The sequence below is a fragment of the Streptomyces adustus genome (assembly GCF_009377175.1).
Lineage (GTDB): Bacteria > Actinomycetota > Actinomycetes > Streptomycetales > Streptomycetaceae > Streptomyces > Streptomyces adustus.
Window position 1 is genome coordinate 1 of sequence record NZ_VJZD01000216.1, and the last position, 16214, is coordinate 16214.

Here is a 16214-nt window from a genome sequence, read left to right on the forward strand (position 1 = left end):
GTCCGCCCCCGCGGCACCCCCCTGACCCGCGAAGAACGGTCTCCCGGCAGGATCTTACGGCCCTAAGCGGACATCGGAGGGGAAAGTACGCGGGAACCTGCGCGGGCACGTACCCGTGCGGGCTGGGCGAAGACCCTACGGAATGCCCGATTCGACCTCCCCGGATATCGACGTCGCCGCCAACTTGATCTTTAAGGGCGGACGTCGAACGGTGCCCCGGACTCGATCACTCGGCGCGGCAACCGCCGCACACCAAAGCGGCCTTCGCCTGAGGGCTTCGGCAGCCCGGCGTCGAATCCCGGAGACGGCAGATCAACGGTCCGGAGAATCACGGATGCGGCTTCCGAACAAATGATCTAGGGTCTCCCTGCTCTGGGGAGGAGATGACGCATGGTGCGTGGGAGACGATGGGCGGTGCTGTGCGCAGCCGTCGTACTGACGGTGGCGGGATGCGGGCAGCGCGCGGCGGAGGCCAAGCCTCGGTTCGCGAACGCCGGGCAGCTGCCGGAGACGCTCGCCGAGGACGGCACCACCATCGTGGTGGGCGACCCCGACGCGAAGATGACGGTGCACCTCTACGAGGATCCGCGCTGTCCGTACTGCGAGGAGTTCGAGACCACCGGCGGTGCCCCTGGACTGCGCGACGCGATGATCGAACGCATGGCGAGAACCGAGTACACGATGGCCTCCTTCCTGGACGCCCGGCTCGGCGGCAGCGGGTCGAAGAAGGCGGTCAACGCGTTGCGTGCCGCCCTGGAGGAGGGCAAGTTCGTCGAGTACCACGAGGTCCTCTACGCCAACCAGCCCGAGGAGAGCGTCGACGGCTTCACCGACGCCCGTCTGCTGGAACTGGCCGGTGAGGTGAAAGGCCTGCGCGGCCCGGCGTTCGATGCGGCCGTCACCTCCATGAAGTACCGCTCCTTCGTGACGGCCTCCCAGAAGATGTACGAGCGGGCCGGCGGGGCCGACGATCCCGACGGACCGGGAACACCCACTGCCGTGATCAACGACAAGCTGATCCCGGCGGAGTACAACGGGCTTCTCCTCGACGGCGACGGCTTCGCGGAGCTGCTGAACCGTATCTACAACAGGCCCGGGGAATGGGAGGACTACGACCTCTGACGTCGGCGCCTGCCTGAGGAACTTCGGTGAGGCAGTTGACGGACGCGCGACCGGGCAGGGGTGCGCACCCGAGCCCAAGGCGCTCAATGCCTGCCACTGGAGAAGCAGGTCGGGTCCGCTGCTCCGGTTCGGAGATCAATTCCGCAGCTGTCGGATCAGCTGGGCCGCTAGTGTCCCGGCCATGTCTTTCTCCGCTGTGATCTTCGACTTCTTCGGCACACTGACTCCGAGCACGCCCGCCGGGATCTGGGACGAACATGCGGCCCGCAGCGCCGCCCCGCTCGGGATTCCCAAGCAGCAGTGGCGTCGGACACTGGACGACTCCTTCCCGGAGCGGGCCATGGGAACACTGGGCGATCTTCCCCAGACGATCCGCGCACTGGCCCAGCGCTGCGGAGTTGACCCGGACGACGAAGCGTTGACAGCCGCAACGGCGGCCAGGCTGGCCTCGCAGCGCGAACTGTTCGTCCTCCGCGACGATGCGCTCGACACCTTGGAGCGGCTTCGCCGCGACGGCTTTCGGATCGGGGTCCTGAGCGACTGCACGATCGAACTCGCGCAGACCTGGCCGGCGCTGCCGCTCGCCCACCTGGTCGACACGGTCGTCCTGTCCTGCCAGGAAGGGCGCAGGAAGCCGGATCCGGAGCTGTTCCGCCAGGTCGCCCGGGAACTGGACACACCGACCGGCGAGTGCCTCTACGTCGGTGACGGTGGCGGCGATGAACTGAGCGGCGCAACGGCGCAAGGCATGACCGCGGTCATGCTACGGGCCGGCGACTGGGCGACCAACGACACACACGCCCGCGAGGACGGCTGGCCGGGACCGTGCTTCCCGACGCTGTCCCACGTCGTCTCGGCTGCTCGCGACCCGTCCCTGATCACTGCCTGAGCGTGGTGTTCAACCTGGGCCGTTCACCTGACCCGCTGATCCCGGTTCGTTACCGGCACAGCAGGGCGGCCGTTCTTCGCGCTTCGAGGTGTCGAGCAACGTCGCGTAAAGCAACGGCCGCTGCTACGCCCGAGCACCTGCGCGGGGCGATGTACGACGCGGTCGATCACGGCTGGCTGGAACCACGCCGTCTGCGCAGGCTCTCGGCCTCCACGCCGCTGCCGCGTGCCGCCGACGGGCGGATCGTGCTCGCCTTCGACGTGGGCAACCGGCCTCGATCGCGGCAGCAGGTGGACGAGGCGCAACGCTTTCTGTCAGTCCGCTAAACAAGCCGGGCGTGCAGGTCCTGCATGGGGATCCGGGCAATCTCGCGGAGCCATGGACTACGGACGGCCGGCAGCCGGGCCAGGGTGCGCCGGAACGCTTCCACGTCGGCCCGGAACACGTCACGAGGACGCGGAATGGGCGGGTCGTCCCGGAGCGCGTCGGCGGCCATGGGGCCTGACGTGGGAACGGGCAGGCGCGGCTCGGGGAAGACCAGCTGGAACCACATCCCGAACGGGAGCGGCACCGGATATGCCGGGGTGGCCGGGTCTGCCGGGGTCCAGGTCTCCCCGGTCTGCGGATGCAAGGGCACGAGGACAATGTCGGCATCCGCGTCAAAGGCGGACAGCCCCGGTCCAGCCAGGACCGCCCGCCGCGTCGGCGGGCCGGCCGGCAGCAGGGTGTCGAGGGTGCGTTGGAACACCTCCTCCGGCAGGCCGTGCGGGACGGTCACCGGCCGGCCCTGCGAAGCCACCACCAGATGTGCGAGCGCATTGCCTGCTGCCGCCGTCCACTGTGGGCTCCACGACCACCGGAGGTCCGACCCCAGTGGCGATCCCCACCCGGTGATCGGCTCGAACGGGGGCGTGCCCCTCCCCTGCGCCATCAGCTCCGCCCAGGTGAGCGGCGCGGCGTCAAAGCCGTTGGCAGGAAGGCGGCGCACTGCGTCCGGAGCGAGCCACACCGCCTGCCAGTACGAGCAGTCGTCGATCCGGCTCGCCACGGGAAGCCCGCACGCCTCGCAGGCCATGTTGGGTCCGTCCGCCCCGGCCAGGCCGCAACAGGCACCACCGCGCTTCCCCGGAATCAGCACCGTGCCACGCATGTCTCCAGGCGCGACGACGATCGCGCCGGGTGCGCCGTCGGACAGAACGTCGACCGGCGCGTAGATGCCGCGGGCCGCCGCTTCCTCCGGACCGATCTCGTCCCACTCGCGCCACGGGGGTCCCCACGGCTCCGGTTCCACCGCGAACGTGCCCGACTCCATGAGCACCGGGAGCTGAAGCCCGTTCCCGAAATACTGATGAGCATGGACCGGCAGAGCGACCCGGGACAACGAGGCAGTCAGCTCAGCGCCACACCCCGCACACACGAAAACGAACAAATACCCTCCGCATGAAGAACAGGGACATCGTCCCAGCCCGACAGTAGCTGCGACTTTGTTCAGCGGCCCCGGCATGTTGGCTTCCGGCGGCCCCAGCTGGTGAAGGTTCCGTAGCTTCACGACGTCCTGAAGTGGCCCCGATTGATGGCTGCGTCGGGTCCAGTGGGGGCGTCGCGGCCCGGTCAGCTCCGCGTCGTCGAGAACGGCATGGCGTCGGCCCATTCCCAGTAGGCGCCCGCTTCGTCGACTTCCCGTTGCAGCAGGGCGAACAGCAGGCTCATGTCGACTCCGGGAGGGACGTCGATGGCGACGAAGCGCTCCCCCTGCCATTCGCTGAGCAGCCCGGATTCTTTGATCGAGTTCTTGATCAGCTTGATACTGCGGCCAAGTCGTTCGGCGTCCGCGCTCGGCCTGAGCAGTGTGCGCAGGACGCGGTGTCCGCTCGCCCGGACAACCTCGACCACACGAGATTCCGGCGAGAGACGGACTCGGTCTCCGAGAGCGAGGCCGTACGTCATGAAGGGGATACAGGCCACCCCGTATGTGCCGTCCTCTTCGGGCAGGAGCCACAGCTGCTCAATCTGCCCGTCGAGGTCGAAGGGGGCCAGATCGGCCTGGGCGATGTAGTTGCTCTCGGCCCGCCCGACCGGGTCCTCGTGCACGATGTACTGCATCTGCGCCCCCTGCTGCCTGCTCATCTCCGCGAAGATCGTCCCATGGCCTCCGTTCGCACACCTGACCGGGTTCTCCACTGCTGCCCCCTCTACCTGAACCTTGGAACGGGCCAAACGGTAGGACTCGGTGCCGGTTTCGCCGCGCAGCGCCTCGGCCGCATCCCCATTGCGCTCCCGCCCCGCGCCGTCCACCGCGGCGAAGGCGGCAGCCACGGCGGGCAGGACGGCGTCCACCGCAGTCGGCAGATCCGCGACAAGGTCCTCGCCGACCTCGGGCAGTTGGTCCTCACCGGCCGACGGCGTCTCGTTGCTCACCGATGCACCGCAGAGCGCGGGCCGACGCCCGGGCTTGAAAGGACACCTCATGCCTTCAAGCCGTCAAGCGGAGGCCAGCCCCCGCGCGGAAATCGGGTACTCGCCGCGGATACGGCCTGCGAGGCTGTGGGGGTGACTGAGACGACCCCTTATGACGCCGACCGTGCCCGATTCACCCGCCAGGCGCTGGCACGACTCGTCCTGTGCGATCACGCCGTGGACGTCGCCGATGGCGCCGCCGGCCTGGTCGCCACAGGGAACGACCCCGACACCGGTCCCGGAGGCCGGGTCAGCCAGGCATTCCAGCTCATCGAACTCGCGGAGCGCGCTCTGGTCTCGGCCGTGATTTATGAACGCGAGCGAGGCAGCTCCTGGACGGAGATCGCCCAGTACCTGGGCATAGGTCCAGCAGAAGCAGAAGCACGGTTCGCCGCGAACCTGGATGGCTGGAACTCGGCCTTCGAAGTTCCCTACCGGCTCGACGACTCCGGCCGGAAGCGCATACCGCAACTGCCCACGGCAGCGTATGACCCCGCTTGGGCATGCGGGCGGCTCGACACTTGGGCCCGGAACCGGCTCGTCCTTGTCAACGACCAGCGCCCGGTCAGCTCGGGTCTCGTCATGACTGTGCCGGAAGAGGAGCTCCCGTCAGGGACCCCGTAGCGGCGTGGCAGTGATGGAACTGGCCGAGCATCCTGGTGAACAGGTGCCGCAAAGCCTGCCTATGCCAATCCTCTCCTGCCCAGCGGCGACGGTAGTGGGAGTCCGCGTCGGCTGCACCGGTCAGGGAAGCGTAGGCCCACAGGCGACCCATGTGGTGGAGACTGGTGTACTTGACGAACCGGCGCCCGACGTAGCGGCGTGTGCCGGAAGCCCGCGTGATCGGGGCCGAACTGGCGTACGCCGTCAGCCCTCCATCCCGGGGATGTCCTGGTCGGGCCCCGGGCAGCGAAGTCGCCTGGCAAACCAGGTACTCCACTCCCTCGGGTCCCAGTGCATGGCCCCGCCGAGGTAGCGGGCCTGGGGGTGGCCATTGGCCTGGCGGTCGCGCCACAGCGAGCCGAGAAAAGCCATGGGCCGCCGACTGTCCGGGCATCGGGTCGGCCAGCTCCGCCTCCGGGCACGCTCGACGATCCCGCACAGCATGATCGACCACTCCAACGCACAGCCCCTGCGGGCCGTTGCCCCGGCGCACCCGGCGAACAGTCCGGGCGCCGGCTGCGCCGTGCGCACCTTGCCTCGGTGCGCAGCAAGCAGGCAAGCCAGGCAGCTCAGGCGCCGCACGCTCTCGTCACAGGTCCCGGGGTGCGCGATGCCGTTGTCCCGGCGGGCCTTCCACACGGCATCCACTCCCGGCCCGCGGACCCCACCCGGCATAGCGGATACCGGACACCGCCCGCGCGCACCACGGCATCGCTTGCACCCGGAGACCAGCCTCCCGGTTGCGACGCGGTCCGCGCTCCTGCAGGCAACGTCCCTGCCGCGCGGACCCCGTCGGCCGCCGCGAAGAAGACGGTCCCGAGGCGACGCAGCCGCCCCGGCTGTGGGACCGAGGGCCGACACACGGCCCGGCGCATCCGCCGCAGGCCCTCAAACCCTTCCACCCCGTATCGGCATGCCGATCTACATGCACACCGCACTCAACCATCAAAAACTAAAATAAAAAAGGACTCACGGGCGGCCGATAATCAACCATTCACCCCGCTCCATGCGGTCCCAATCTGGACATTCAGAGACACATTCCGGCCCAGAGGTCCATGGATACTTGTCACATGCAGCCGTCTTGCAGGATCTTCGAAGGGCAAGCCCGAGAGAAGAGACGACGGAAAGGGACGCACGAAGGCGGGCAGCCACCTTTTCGGCGAGCCTTCATGCATCCGGCCGTGACGTTCTCTCCCCCTTTCGAATGTTGAATGAAGGAGAAGTTGTGATCTCAAGGACGCTGAGGGTCGCGCGTTCCGTGGCCGTGGCGGCAGTGGCCACCGTGGCCGTCACGATGGCCATGCCCACGGGCAACGCGTTCGCCATCGATCACGTCGAGTGCCGTGGCGGGGAGAACTTCCTGAAGATCTGGTCGCACCTGGACGGCAGGTCCAGCGTGGACTGCTACGCCAACAAGGGCCGCACCGGCTTCGGCTCCTGGTGGGTGGACCGCATTTCGACGGGCAACAACGATCTCATCTACTACGACGCCAACGGCGACTCGGTCCGCATCAACCGGTGGACCGACATCACCTTCCCGAGCCGTCCCCCGAAGGTCAAGGACATCGAAATCCTTTAACGGAGGATCGGGTAACCACTCGGGAAGGATCGTACCGTCACACGATCCTTCCCGGGGACACATTCATTCCCGCACGGAACTGATTTCCACGCGGAAACCAACTGAATTACCCGCGGTTTACCGATGCAGGTCACGCGATTTCCGCGAGGCCTGCACCGGCCTGTTCCCGCAACATTTCCATGGGCGGTGATCACGGGCACGCGGGAACGCTCCCGCAGTCACGGGCATCGAGCCGGCCCGACCGATGCGGTGGCGCAGGTGGTGCAGCGGCCGCCATCAGCGGGGCAGGCCCGCCGGAGTGCGGGTCCAGGCCAGCTGCGGCACAGCGACCAGCCCAGACACGCCGGACAGAGGACTGCGCCGGGAGCAATGGCGGGCACACCGCACCTGGCGAGCGCACGGAAGATCAGGGCCTCGGTCACGGTACAGGCAGCCGACACGGTGGAGAGCTGTCCGCCCGTTGACCACACGGGCGGCTCGTCCCACTGGGGCGCGGCACGGCGGTGGCTGATGAAGGCGGCGGATGGCGGGCGGCGCTCAGGCCGGCGGCGATGATCGCGCCGACCGTGGTCCGCACCGGGTCCGGCAAGGGCCGGCCGGTGATGACGTGGCGCAGCTGCCCGGCGCTCCAGCCTGCCTCCGTCATCGCAGAAGCCACGCGGCTCTGATCGGTCAGGGTCTTTACGGTCAGGAGCAGTTCGGGACGGTCCACCCCGGTGGTAGGTGTCTTTGCACCAAGCTGGTGAAGCCATCGACTGGGTTCGCGGTTGGCCGAAGGTCCTCGTACATGATCCGTGCAGGTGTGGCAGAAGCGCGGGTTCAGTTCAGTTCCAGCATGCCCACCGTCTGGTCTCCGCTGGTCTCGCCGGTTGGTTGGAAGCCGAGCGCCAGATAGAAGCCTGTTGGGCCATCCTCTCCGGGATGCCAGGTGGTCGTCAGTCGTGTGCCTCCTCGGCGCCGGATCTCGTCGGCTACGGACTGCACTGCGTAGCGTCCATAGCCTCGGCCCTGCTTTCCATCTGCGATGTTGAGACGCCAGAGTCCGGAGCGGAAGTCGGTGCCTTTGCCGGTCCAGTCGATGTCGAAGAAGGCCATGAGGAACCCGACGGCTTCGTCGTCATCGCAGATGAGCCGGGGCCATGCGATGCCGGGGTGGACGTACGCCTCGGCAAGCGACTTGACCACTGGTGCCACCAGGTGTTCCTGGTCGGGGTGGACTCTCAGGTCGACAGCGGTCTCGAAGTTGTCGGGGGTGATCTCTTGCAGGTGCAGCGAAGTTGGCATGTCCGCACTGTAAGCAGGCACTGCAAGTGATTATCGGAGGCCGTCGGTTCGGGACAGGATGCGGCGCGCATCCCTCACCAGCCCCGACGCCCGCGCCCCTTGGTCGCCCTGCGCCGTCAGGGCCGAGGCGAGGTCCTCGCCGGCCTCGGGCAGTTGGTCCTTACCGGCCGACGGCGTCTCGTCGCACACCGATGCACCGCAGAGCGCGGGCCGACGCCCGGGCCTCAAGAAGAGGTGGGATGGGGGCAGGCCGCGGGGCGATGGCGGCGAGCCGGCAGGCGGTGACGGAAGCGGCCACGGTGTCCCCTGACCGTGCGGACACCCCCGCCCCTCCCCACGGCCGACGCTCTGTACGGGTGACAACACCGTGTCGCTGGAGCCGGGACGTGTGGCGTCACGAGAGTTTGGTCGGCGGAAACTCCCTATCCCGGCCTGACGTGTGAAAGGAACCCCGTGAAGCGGTTCGGTATCTACACCACCCTGCCCTTTGTCGCCGCTGTGGCACTGACCGGCACCATGGCGGGCCAGGCATCCGCGGACCCCCGGGACGACTTCGGATATCCCGCGGGAACCACCACCATCATCTTCAACAACGGCGACAACAACATCATCAACACCCAGATCGGCGACAGCCTGGGCGGCGGCATCGGCAACACCCAGGGCGGCACCCAGATCGGCAATCACAACACCCAGGGCGGCACCCAAGGCGCGGGCAACCACAACACCCAGGGCGGCACCCAGGGTGCGGGCAAGCGCAACACCCTTGGCGGTACGCAGGGTGCGGGCAAGCGCAACACTCTGGGCGGGACCCAGGGCGCGGGCAAGCGCAACACGCAAGGCGCAACCCAGGGTGCGGGCAACAACAACACCCAGGGCGCTACGCAGGGCGCGGGCAAGCGCAACACCCAGGGTGCAACCCAGGGCGGCCCCTCCGCGGCGGCCAGGCTCGCCGTGATCGATACCGCCCTGGCGAAGGCCGACTGTTGGAGGGAATGGGCCACCGACCTGCCCGACACCTACACGAACCGTCTTCCCTGGATGTGACTCCAACATCGCCCACATGCCTGATGACCAGCCCGCACCAGGTACAGCCGACCGCCGTGGTCACCGATAACCATCGCGGGCTCACACCGGGGGGGTGGAGGCCGAGATCCTGAAGGCAAGGTCTGTGGTGAACCGGCGCAGCGGCGGCGGCCTGTTCGCCGCCCCGCCGGACCAGACCCCTGAAATGGACCACGGCAATCCGGACGGCCGCCTGCCTTCAGGGGCTCGCCCACGGCCGACCCGTGTGTCAAATCGGCCCGAAGGCGTGCTCGCGCAGCGGCGACTCCCCCGCGGCTCCCCCATCCAGCTTGGTATGGAGGGGCGCTCCGGTCCGGGAGGACTCCCGTTCGTGGAGCGGTGCAGGAACCTGGCGCAGGCCACGCGCCGCACACGAGGCAGCACGTACTGTCGTGTGTGACGTCGTCAGACACCGGTGGGGGCATGAAGAACGACGAAGAGGCCGCGCGCAGACGTGAGTTGATCCACCTGATCGGAGAGCAGGTGGTCGTGGTGCGGACGGGGGGCAGTGGATTCGGAACCGGTTTCCTCGTGTCCGAGGACACGGTATTGACCTGCGCACACGTCGTGCACGGACATGCGTCCGTGGAGGTGGTGACCGGTAGCGGAGCGGTCGAGGCTTCCGTGGTCGAGACCGTCCCCGCGCAGCGCGGCGCGGGTGCTGTTTTCGGCTTCCCCGATCTGGCGCGCCTGCGTCTGAACTCCTCGATACCCGGTAACGGCGTGTGGCTCGGGGACCAGACGCCGCTTCCCGGACATGAGGTGGTGGTCCACGGGTTCAGCCGGCACACTCTGGAGGCTGGTGAACAGCCCGATACGCTCCACCTGGTCGTCGCCGGGCAGAGCAGCCGGTTCGTGCGGCTGCAATGGGACATGGTCGTTCAAGGGTTCAGCGGTGGCCCGGTCCTGGACCTGCGCACCGGCCGAGTCTGCGGCGTGCTCAAGGCCTCCCGGGACGAGCGCGGCCCGCAGGGCGGATGGCTGGTGCCCGTCGAAGCCGTCCGGGAGCACTTCCCGGACCTCGCCGCGCGCAACGCGACGGCCCACGTTCCGGGAACGCCGTGGTGTGACGCGGCCCTCGGGCGCGCTCGGCGGCAGAGCGCGCTCTTCGGCACTCCCGGCCGCACCCGACGGGACGCCGCAGGCTCCGACACGCAGCCGACCCCGGCCCAGTTGCTCGCCCACGGCACCATGCCCTTCGTGGACCGGCCCGAGCTTGCGGACCTACTGGCGTGGTGCGAGGGGGACGTGGAGCGCCGGCTCCGGCTGCTCCACGCGCCCGGCGGCGCCGGCAAGACGAGGCTCGCAACGGAACTGTGCCGCACCCTCACGGAACGGGGCTGGATCGCGGGGTTCGTCCAGAAGGACGCCCCGGTGCGCCAGGAGTGGCTGGAGGAGCTGACCGACGCCCTGGACGCGGAGCTGTGCGCGCTCGTCGTCTTCGACTACGCCCAGGTCCGGTTGGACGAGATCAACGCGTTGCTGGAGCACGCGTACCGGTACGGCCCAGACGGCATGCGGCTGCGACTGCTTCTCCTTGCGCGGTCCGAAGAGCCGCTCTTCCAGGCGCTGCGCCGCCGGGTCGCCGACCCGGCGCTGCCCGAGACCAGTGTGGTCGCGCTTCCAAGGACCATCGAATCCGAGGGCAACGGCTCCCTGGCACGGCGGGCATTCAGCGTCTTCGCCGACCGCCTCGGCTGCGGCTGGCTGACTCCCCCGGGCCGCCTGGCGGCGCGCGCGGAGTGGCAGGACTCGGTCCTGGACGTGCTCGCGCTCGCCCTGGACGCCGTACTGACTCTCCGTCAGGGCGGTCCGTGGGCCGATCACGGGGACCCCTTGGAGCGGGTCTGCGACCACGAACTGCGCGGCTGGCACGCGCTGGTGGCCGTGGAACTGGCGGGGCAGGCACTGGCCAGCCCGGGCAGCGCACACTTGTCCGAAAGTCTGTTGCTCGTCCCTACCCTGGTGCAGGGGCTGGCCGGTCCCCAGCTGACCGGTCTGCTGGAGCGGGTCCACGCCGCCTCTACCGGTCAGCCCTCGGTCTACGTGGACGGGGTGTACAAATGCCTACGCACCCTGTATCCCGCCCCGGGCGGCCAGGTCGCCCCGCTGGAGCCGGACCGGATCGGTGAAATCCTGGTGCGGCAGGTGCTGAGCCAGCCGGAGGGCTCGGGACGCCGCACGGCCTACCTCGCAACGCTCCTGGACGCGAGTACCTCCGAGGACCCGGAGGTACGGATATCTGCGGCAGCGGACACGATGGAGGTGCTGGCCCGGGCACGCGGCTGCACAACGGTCGGCCGGATCAAGTCCCACCCGGCGCACCCGGCGCTGGACAGCGCACTGCGGGAAGCCATAGCCGGGCGGACGGACGTGCTGTTACCCGCCCTGACGATCACCGGCGCGTTACTCCCGCACGCCGAACCGCTCGCCGCCCTCGCCCTGCCGATCGTGGCGGAGTGCGGCCGCGAGCTCCTCGAATCGGTGGACAGCCGCCTGCCGGACTACCCCTCGGGCCTGTCCCCGGTCGCCGTGGTCGTTCTCGGCCGCCTGCTGGCCGAGACGGACGGCCGGCTCACCGAGGACCGGCAGCTTGTGCGGCTGCGCAGACTTGTGCGATACAGCCTGCGCAGCGACGACACCGGCGCCAGGCAGGCCGCTCTGGCAGCCGCCCGCGACGCGGTCGACCTCAGCCGCGACCTCGTCCAGCGGTCGGAAGGACATCTCGCCGAGTACGCGACGGCACTCAACAACCTGAGCCTGCTCCTGCACCGGGACGGCAGCACCGCGGCCGCACTCGCCGAGAGCCGCTCGGCCGTCGAACTGTACGAGCAACTGCTCGAGCAGACGCCACCGGACCGAGGGCGAGGCGCCGCGGCCGACCGTCAGACGTACCTCCTGAACACGGCGGCGGCACTGAGCACCCTCGCTCTGCTGAGGTTGGCAGACGGTCAGGTCCACTCGGCCGCGCTGGAGGCGGAGCGGAGTGTGAGCCTGTGCCGGCAGGCACGGCCCAGCGTCCGTCAAGAGGACATCCTGCTGGGCTGTCTCGACGTGCTCGCGGAATGCCGGCAGCGTACGGGGCTGTTGACCGAGGCGGTCGTGACGGCGGGTGAAGCGGTCGCCCTTCTTCGGGACCTTGCCGAGCGCCAGCCGCAGCGCTACCTCGACCGGCTGCCGATCGCTCTCCACCGCCAGGCGCGCGGGCTGATCCGGGCTGGGGCGTACCCCGAGGCCTACCACGCTTTGAGTGAAAGTGTGACACTGCTGAGCGCGCACGCGGACAGTACTCCGCTGCATCGGGAGACACGGCTGCGCTCGTTACGGGCCCTGGTCGAACTATGCATCGAGCTGCCCGAGTTCTCGCACGAACGGATCACATGGCTGGAGCAGTTGCAATCCCTCACCGGCAGGGCAGGATGATCAGGTGCGGCCGCCCGCGGGCGGCCGTCGGCACGCCAAGGGGCGAGGAGGCACGGGTACGCCGCCCGTCGCTCGCTCCACCGCACCGCACCGCACCGCACCGCACCGAGGAGGGACATGACCACCGACCGTCCGACCCCCGGCACGCCGGCACCGATCCGACGGGAGCGAGCCGTCGAGGTCTACGGCAGCCGCTTCGGCAACCTCTACGACGACGAGGTCGTCTTCCCGGGCGGCTCCGCGGGGCGGTACCTGCGGTGGCAGTGGAAGCAGCAGGGAGTCGTGGTCGTCCCTATGGGGCCGGAAGGGCTGGCGCTGCTGCCCATGTACCGGTACCCGGTGGGCGCGGTATCGCTGGAGTTCCCGCGCGGCGGCTGCGATCCCGGCGAAGCTCCGGAGGCCGCGGCAGCACGGGAGCTGAAGGAGGAGTCTGGTCTGACTGCCCTCTCGGTACGGCAGGTGGGCACGCTGCACGCCGACACCGGGCTGATCGCGACGCAAACGCATGTCTGCGTGGCTGAGGTGCACCCGGTAGGCCGGACCGCCGCCCGGCCCGAAACATCGGAGTCGGTGGCAGAACCGGTGTGGGCCTCGTACAACGCGATGGCACTGTGGCTCCGCGAGGGCCGGATCACCTGCGCCATCACCATCGCCGCGTATGCCGTCGCCATGGCAGGCACCCCCGCGTCGGCGACAGCTCCCCCACACACGACGGACGCCGTGGGCCTGTCCGGCATCGTCAGACAGTGACCAGTCGGCGGCTGGAGTCCAGCTCGTGCTGCGGACGCCGCTGACGTGGCAGTTCCAATGGCTCGGCGCCGACCTCCCCCATGGAGCCGACCACACTGCTCAGGACGTGCAACGACAGCGCCCCTGCCCGTGCCACGGGAGCGTGCGCCACTTCCAGTCCGGCGCCGAGCCGCCCCGCCGTGGGGTCTTCGTCCAAGCCGAAGCGCATGAGGCGGTCCTCACCCTGGAGGTGCTGCCAGGCCCTGCCACCCTCCTGCCGGAACGTCCGGCGGCACGCCTGCGTCATCCAGGCGCTCAACTCCTGAGCCGCAGAGCCGAGGACGTCGGTGTCGGGCCGTATGCCGCGGCGTACCCGGGCCAGTTGCGCCACCATGGCGTTGCGCGAGGGCTGGGACACCGCTTCGAACAGCACGTCGACCGGGAGAAGGGACAGCAGCAGCCCGTCGAGGAGTCCTGGTGCCAGGTCTGTCAGGTCCAGCAGCCGGTGGCTGCGAGCCGCCGGGATGACGTCGACATCGTCGAGCGGGGCGGCCACGGCGGCGCCGAGCACACGCGGAAGCGCCTGCCGGTAGGACTCCCCCGCCCACTGGTCCACCGACTGTAGGGCGAGCACGACGTCTGCCCCCGCGTTCGGGCGTTCTGCTCGATGCCGGGCCAGCCAGTCGCGGATCGCCTTGTAATCCAGGGGTGACTGGTCCGCGGCCCAGTCATGAGCGGCACGCAGGCTGTGCCACGCGTCGGCCCGGGCGTGCGCGAGAGCACCGTCGATCCGTTCCAGCACGCCGGCCTTGAACGCCGCGGCGACGGCCGTGCCGTCGTAGGTCAGCGCGTGACCGCTCGTCATGGCCTGGAGCTCGTCGACGTAGTCCGGGTCCGGCACGTTGTCGACGTTCTTGGCCGCGTGGGCGTTCCGGATGCCATGGAGAGTCGCTCCGCTGCGCAGAGCGACTCTGATGTGCCCTTCCGTCAGCAGCGGCGCCAGGTCACTCAGCGTCGTGGCCCCGGGCGCAGCATCGCCCGATACCGACATCTGACGCTCACTCACCAATGCGCGGAAATAACGGTTGTTGAGACTCTGAGAGTCTCCGATCAGTAGTGTGTCGGAGAACAGTACGTGCAGGAGGATGCGGGCCCGAAGGTCAGCCGCGCCATCGATGGGCGCTGCGGAGTGAGGCTCCACATCGGACAGATAGACGTTCTCTACCAAACGGTTATTCACGGCTCTTACCCCCTCCGGGGACATTAGCGTACGAAGGAAAAGCATGTCGGAGATTGTCGAGGTCGAGACTCCGGATGGCGGGACCCTGTATGTGCGGGTCGAGGACGAGGGCGGCCCACGGGACACCTCGTTCTCCGACATCAGGCATCGGCTGGACGACCTGCCTCAGACGTTGGACACGGTCGTCGGCTCCGTGCGCTCCGGACTGCGCAGGGCGGCTCCGGACGAGCTGACCCTCGAGTTCGGCATCGAGCTGTCTCTCAAGGCCGGTCTGCTCGTGAGCGTCGTCACGGGTTCGGGCGCGAAGGCGACACTGAACGTCTCGGCCACCTGGCGCAAAGCCGGCGATCCGACCGTCTCCGTCACCCCCGGCGATGCCGCGGAGTGAGCGGTCGGCCCGTAACCTCGCGGTCGGCTCCGCGCAGTCGCAGTTCGTGATCCGTTCGAACCAAGGTACAAGCCGATGGGATCCGCTGTCGCTGAGGGCCGTGACGAGAGGGTCCACCTCTCTGACGTCGAGCCCGACCCCGTAGCGCCCCAGGTCCACGCAGCGGCCATGTTCCCGGCTGCTCCTGCACGTGCTCCTCGCCGACGCACCGCTCGTGGCGGATTCGCAGAACCTCAACAACAAGATCTTCCGCCGCTTTCTCTCGGCGCAGGAGGGCGATGGCGACTCCGGGCTCAACACGTCTCCGGCGGCGCACGATGTCCGCGAACCCCTCGCCCACGATCTGCTGCCGAAGAACATCGAGCCCGTGACAAGTTCAAACGCCTGGACAAGCCCGATGTCCCCAGAGAGATCGACACCGGCAGCTTCACCACGAAGCAGCCGCCGACCTGCGATCGTTCAGATGCACATGTCCGGGGTGCCGCGAACTGCATACGCCGACAGGCGGGCTTCCTCCAGGTAGGCCGGGGAGAGCGAGAGGCCGAACCGCTGCTCGATGACGCCGAGAGTGCGCCGGTAGGTATCCGTGTAGTGCTCGCCTTCGGGCGCTATCAGCGTTTTCCCATCGGGCTCCAGCACGTGCCCGCTGACGAGTTCGGGAAGCAGCAGGTCAGGCTCCTGACCCCAGCGCCACACTTCCTCACCCAGCCCGAAACCACACAGCTCCACACCGTCCCGAGCGTAAAAGACCGTGGCCGGCGGATGCTCTTGCATCGGCACGTAGCGGACGGCTTCGACGCCATTTCGGGAGATCTCTGCCAGACGGTCCCCGCCAGTCGAGTCTCCGTACTCCAGAGCGAATGACCAGCCCTCATGCTCTCCGACCCGTACGACACCATCGCCGTCCTCGCCCGGCCGGTACCACTCGCCGAGGTCCCACGCTTCGGCGTCGGTGATGGGCTCGGTCGCGCCGTCCCGGTCTCCTCCCATGCGCACCGCCAGTTCCTGCGCGGATATCCCGCGCGCGAACACCACACTGGACATCCAGTGCTCCAGGCCGACCAGCCACCGAATCCCATCGTGCATGCCTTCGCCCCTCACCCACGAGCCATCGATCGTCGGTTCGCACCCTATGCAGCACCACTGACATGGCGATCCCGTCGAACAGCCTCAAGTGATCACGCCGTCTGCGCGAAGCCACGGTCGACTGGACTCGACGCTCATTGGTCCTGTTCGCCTAGGGCGTTTCTCTCGGATCATCGGATCGTTGGTCAGGTGTGCCGTTGAGTGACGCCCAGTGGGCGCGGATTGAGCCGTTGCTACCGGACCGGACGCCGAAACGGGGCGGGCGGTGGCGTGATCACCGTCTGGTGATCGA

At 68.6% G+C, this 16214-nt stretch carries 14 protein-coding genes; 9 read left to right on the plus strand and 5 right to left on the minus strand.

Annotation, left to right across the window (positions count from 1 at the left end; translation table 11 throughout):
- The first annotated feature begins 390 nt into the window (after nucleotides 1-390).
- The 3 genes from FNH09_RS35620 to FNH09_RS47885 all read left to right on the plus strand — a co-directional run bounded on the left by FNH09_RS35620 (nucleotide 391) and on the right by FNH09_RS47885 (nucleotide 2337).
- Nucleotides 391-1122, plus strand: a complete 732-nt coding sequence (locus FNH09_RS35620) for a DsbA family protein (protein ID WP_152894024.1) — start codon at nucleotides 391-393, stop codon at nucleotides 1120-1122.
- Between the two features lie 181 nt (nucleotides 1123-1303).
- Nucleotides 1304-2011, plus strand: coding sequence for an HAD family hydrolase (locus tag FNH09_RS35625; RefSeq protein WP_152894025.1), 708 nt, complete (start codon nucleotides 1304-1306; stop codon nucleotides 2009-2011).
- Between the two features lie 2 nt (nucleotides 2012-2013).
- On the plus strand, nucleotides 2014-2337 hold the full coding sequence (locus FNH09_RS47885) for a hypothetical protein (protein ID WP_202919828.1): 324 nt from the start codon (nucleotides 2014-2016) through the stop codon (nucleotides 2335-2337).
- Here the strand turns inward: FNH09_RS47885 and FNH09_RS35635 are convergent.
- Complete coding sequence (locus FNH09_RS35635; protein ID WP_152894026.1) at nucleotides 2334-3440, minus strand: hypothetical protein; 1107 nt, start codon at nucleotides 3438-3440, stop codon at nucleotides 2334-2336. The two genes, FNH09_RS47885 and FNH09_RS35635, sit on opposite strands and share 4 nt — an antisense overlap.
- A 182-nt stretch (nucleotides 3441-3622) precedes the next feature.
- Entirely contained in the window at nucleotides 3623-4429 is an 807-nt protein-coding gene (locus tag FNH09_RS49950) for a DUF4265 domain-containing protein (protein ID WP_152894027.1), read from the minus strand.
- Between the two features lie 132 nt (nucleotides 4430-4561).
- Between FNH09_RS49950 and FNH09_RS35645 the strand changes: the two genes are divergently transcribed.
- Both FNH09_RS35645 and FNH09_RS35655 read left to right on the plus strand, forming a co-directional pair.
- Nucleotides 4562-5092: a hypothetical protein gene (locus FNH09_RS35645; RefSeq protein ID WP_162469599.1), complete on the plus strand. Its 531-nt coding sequence runs from the start codon at nucleotides 4562-4564 to the stop codon at nucleotides 5090-5092.
- Between the two features lie 1264 nt (nucleotides 5093-6356).
- Nucleotides 6357-6710 (plus strand): beta/gamma crystallin domain-containing protein, encoded by a 354-nt coding sequence (locus FNH09_RS35655; protein ID WP_162469600.1) that lies wholly within the window; start codon nucleotides 6357-6359, stop codon nucleotides 6708-6710.
- A gap of 819 nt (nucleotides 6711-7529) precedes the next feature.
- On the opposite strand, the gene FNH09_RS35660 is transcribed toward FNH09_RS35655, so the two are convergent.
- On the minus strand, nucleotides 7530-7994 hold the full coding sequence (locus tag FNH09_RS35660) for a GNAT family N-acetyltransferase (RefSeq protein ID WP_152894029.1): 465 nt from the start codon (nucleotides 7992-7994) through the stop codon (nucleotides 7530-7532).
- A 453-nt stretch (nucleotides 7995-8447) separates the two neighbouring features.
- On the opposite strand from FNH09_RS35660, the gene FNH09_RS35665 reads away from it, so the two are divergent.
- From FNH09_RS35665 to FNH09_RS35675, 3 genes are all read left to right on the plus strand, one after another.
- Nucleotides 8448-9038: a hypothetical protein gene (locus FNH09_RS35665; RefSeq protein ID WP_152894030.1), complete on the plus strand. Its 591-nt coding sequence runs from the start codon at nucleotides 8448-8450 to the stop codon at nucleotides 9036-9038.
- A gap of 441 nt (nucleotides 9039-9479) precedes the next feature.
- Nucleotides 9480-12479, plus strand: a complete 3000-nt coding sequence (locus FNH09_RS35670; RefSeq protein ID WP_152894031.1) for a trypsin-like serine peptidase — start codon at nucleotides 9480-9482, stop codon at nucleotides 12477-12479.
- Between the two features lie 117 nt (nucleotides 12480-12596).
- Complete coding sequence (locus FNH09_RS35675; protein ID WP_152894032.1) at nucleotides 12597-13229, plus strand: NUDIX hydrolase; 633 nt, start codon at nucleotides 12597-12599, stop codon at nucleotides 13227-13229.
- Here FNH09_RS35675 and FNH09_RS35680 read toward each other — a convergent pair.
- Nucleotides 13219-14448 carry a hypothetical protein gene (locus FNH09_RS35680; RefSeq protein WP_152894033.1) on the minus strand — a complete coding sequence of 410 codons (1230 nt, stop codon included), beginning with the start codon at nucleotides 14446-14448 and terminating at the stop codon, nucleotides 13219-13221. The genes FNH09_RS35675 and FNH09_RS35680 overlap by 11 nt on opposite strands.
- A 43-nt stretch (nucleotides 14449-14491) precedes the next feature.
- Between FNH09_RS35680 and FNH09_RS35685 the strand changes: the two genes are divergently transcribed.
- Nucleotides 14492-14836 (plus strand): CU044_2847 family protein, encoded by a 345-nt coding sequence (locus tag FNH09_RS35685; RefSeq protein ID WP_152894034.1) that lies wholly within the window; start codon nucleotides 14492-14494, stop codon nucleotides 14834-14836.
- A gap of 459 nt (nucleotides 14837-15295) precedes the next feature.
- On the opposite strand, the gene FNH09_RS35690 is transcribed toward FNH09_RS35685, so the two are convergent.
- Entirely contained in the window at nucleotides 15296-15922 is a 627-nt protein-coding gene (locus tag FNH09_RS35690) for a DUF6461 domain-containing protein (protein WP_152894035.1), read from the minus strand.
- Nucleotides 15923-16214 lie beyond the last annotated feature (292 nt).

What these genes read in the sequence shown, in the direction of transcription:
- FNH09_RS35620 (WP_152894024.1), top strand. Translation starts at nt 391, where the DNA reads ATGGTGCGTGGGAGACGATGGGCGGTGCTGTGCGCAGCCGTCGTACTG.
- FNH09_RS35625 (WP_152894025.1), top strand. Translation starts at nt 1,304, where the DNA reads ATGTCTTTCTCCGCTGTGATCTTCGACTTCTTCGGCACACTGACTCCG.
- FNH09_RS35660 (WP_152894029.1), bottom strand. Translation starts at nt 7,994, where the DNA reads ATGCCAACTTCGCTGCACCTGCAAGAGATCACCCCCGACAACTTCGAG.
- FNH09_RS35670 (WP_152894031.1), top strand. Translation starts at nt 9,480, where the DNA reads ATGAAGAACGACGAAGAGGCCGCGCGCAGACGTGAGTTGATCCACCTG.
- FNH09_RS35675 (WP_152894032.1), top strand. Translation starts at nt 12,597, where the DNA reads ATGACCACCGACCGTCCGACCCCCGGCACGCCGGCACCGATCCGACGG.
- FNH09_RS35685 (WP_152894034.1), top strand. Translation starts at nt 14,492, where the DNA reads ATGTCGGAGATTGTCGAGGTCGAGACTCCGGATGGCGGGACCCTGTAT.
- FNH09_RS35690 (WP_152894035.1), bottom strand. Translation starts at nt 15,922, where the DNA reads ATGCACGATGGGATTCGGTGGCTGGTCGGCCTGGAGCACTGGATGTCC.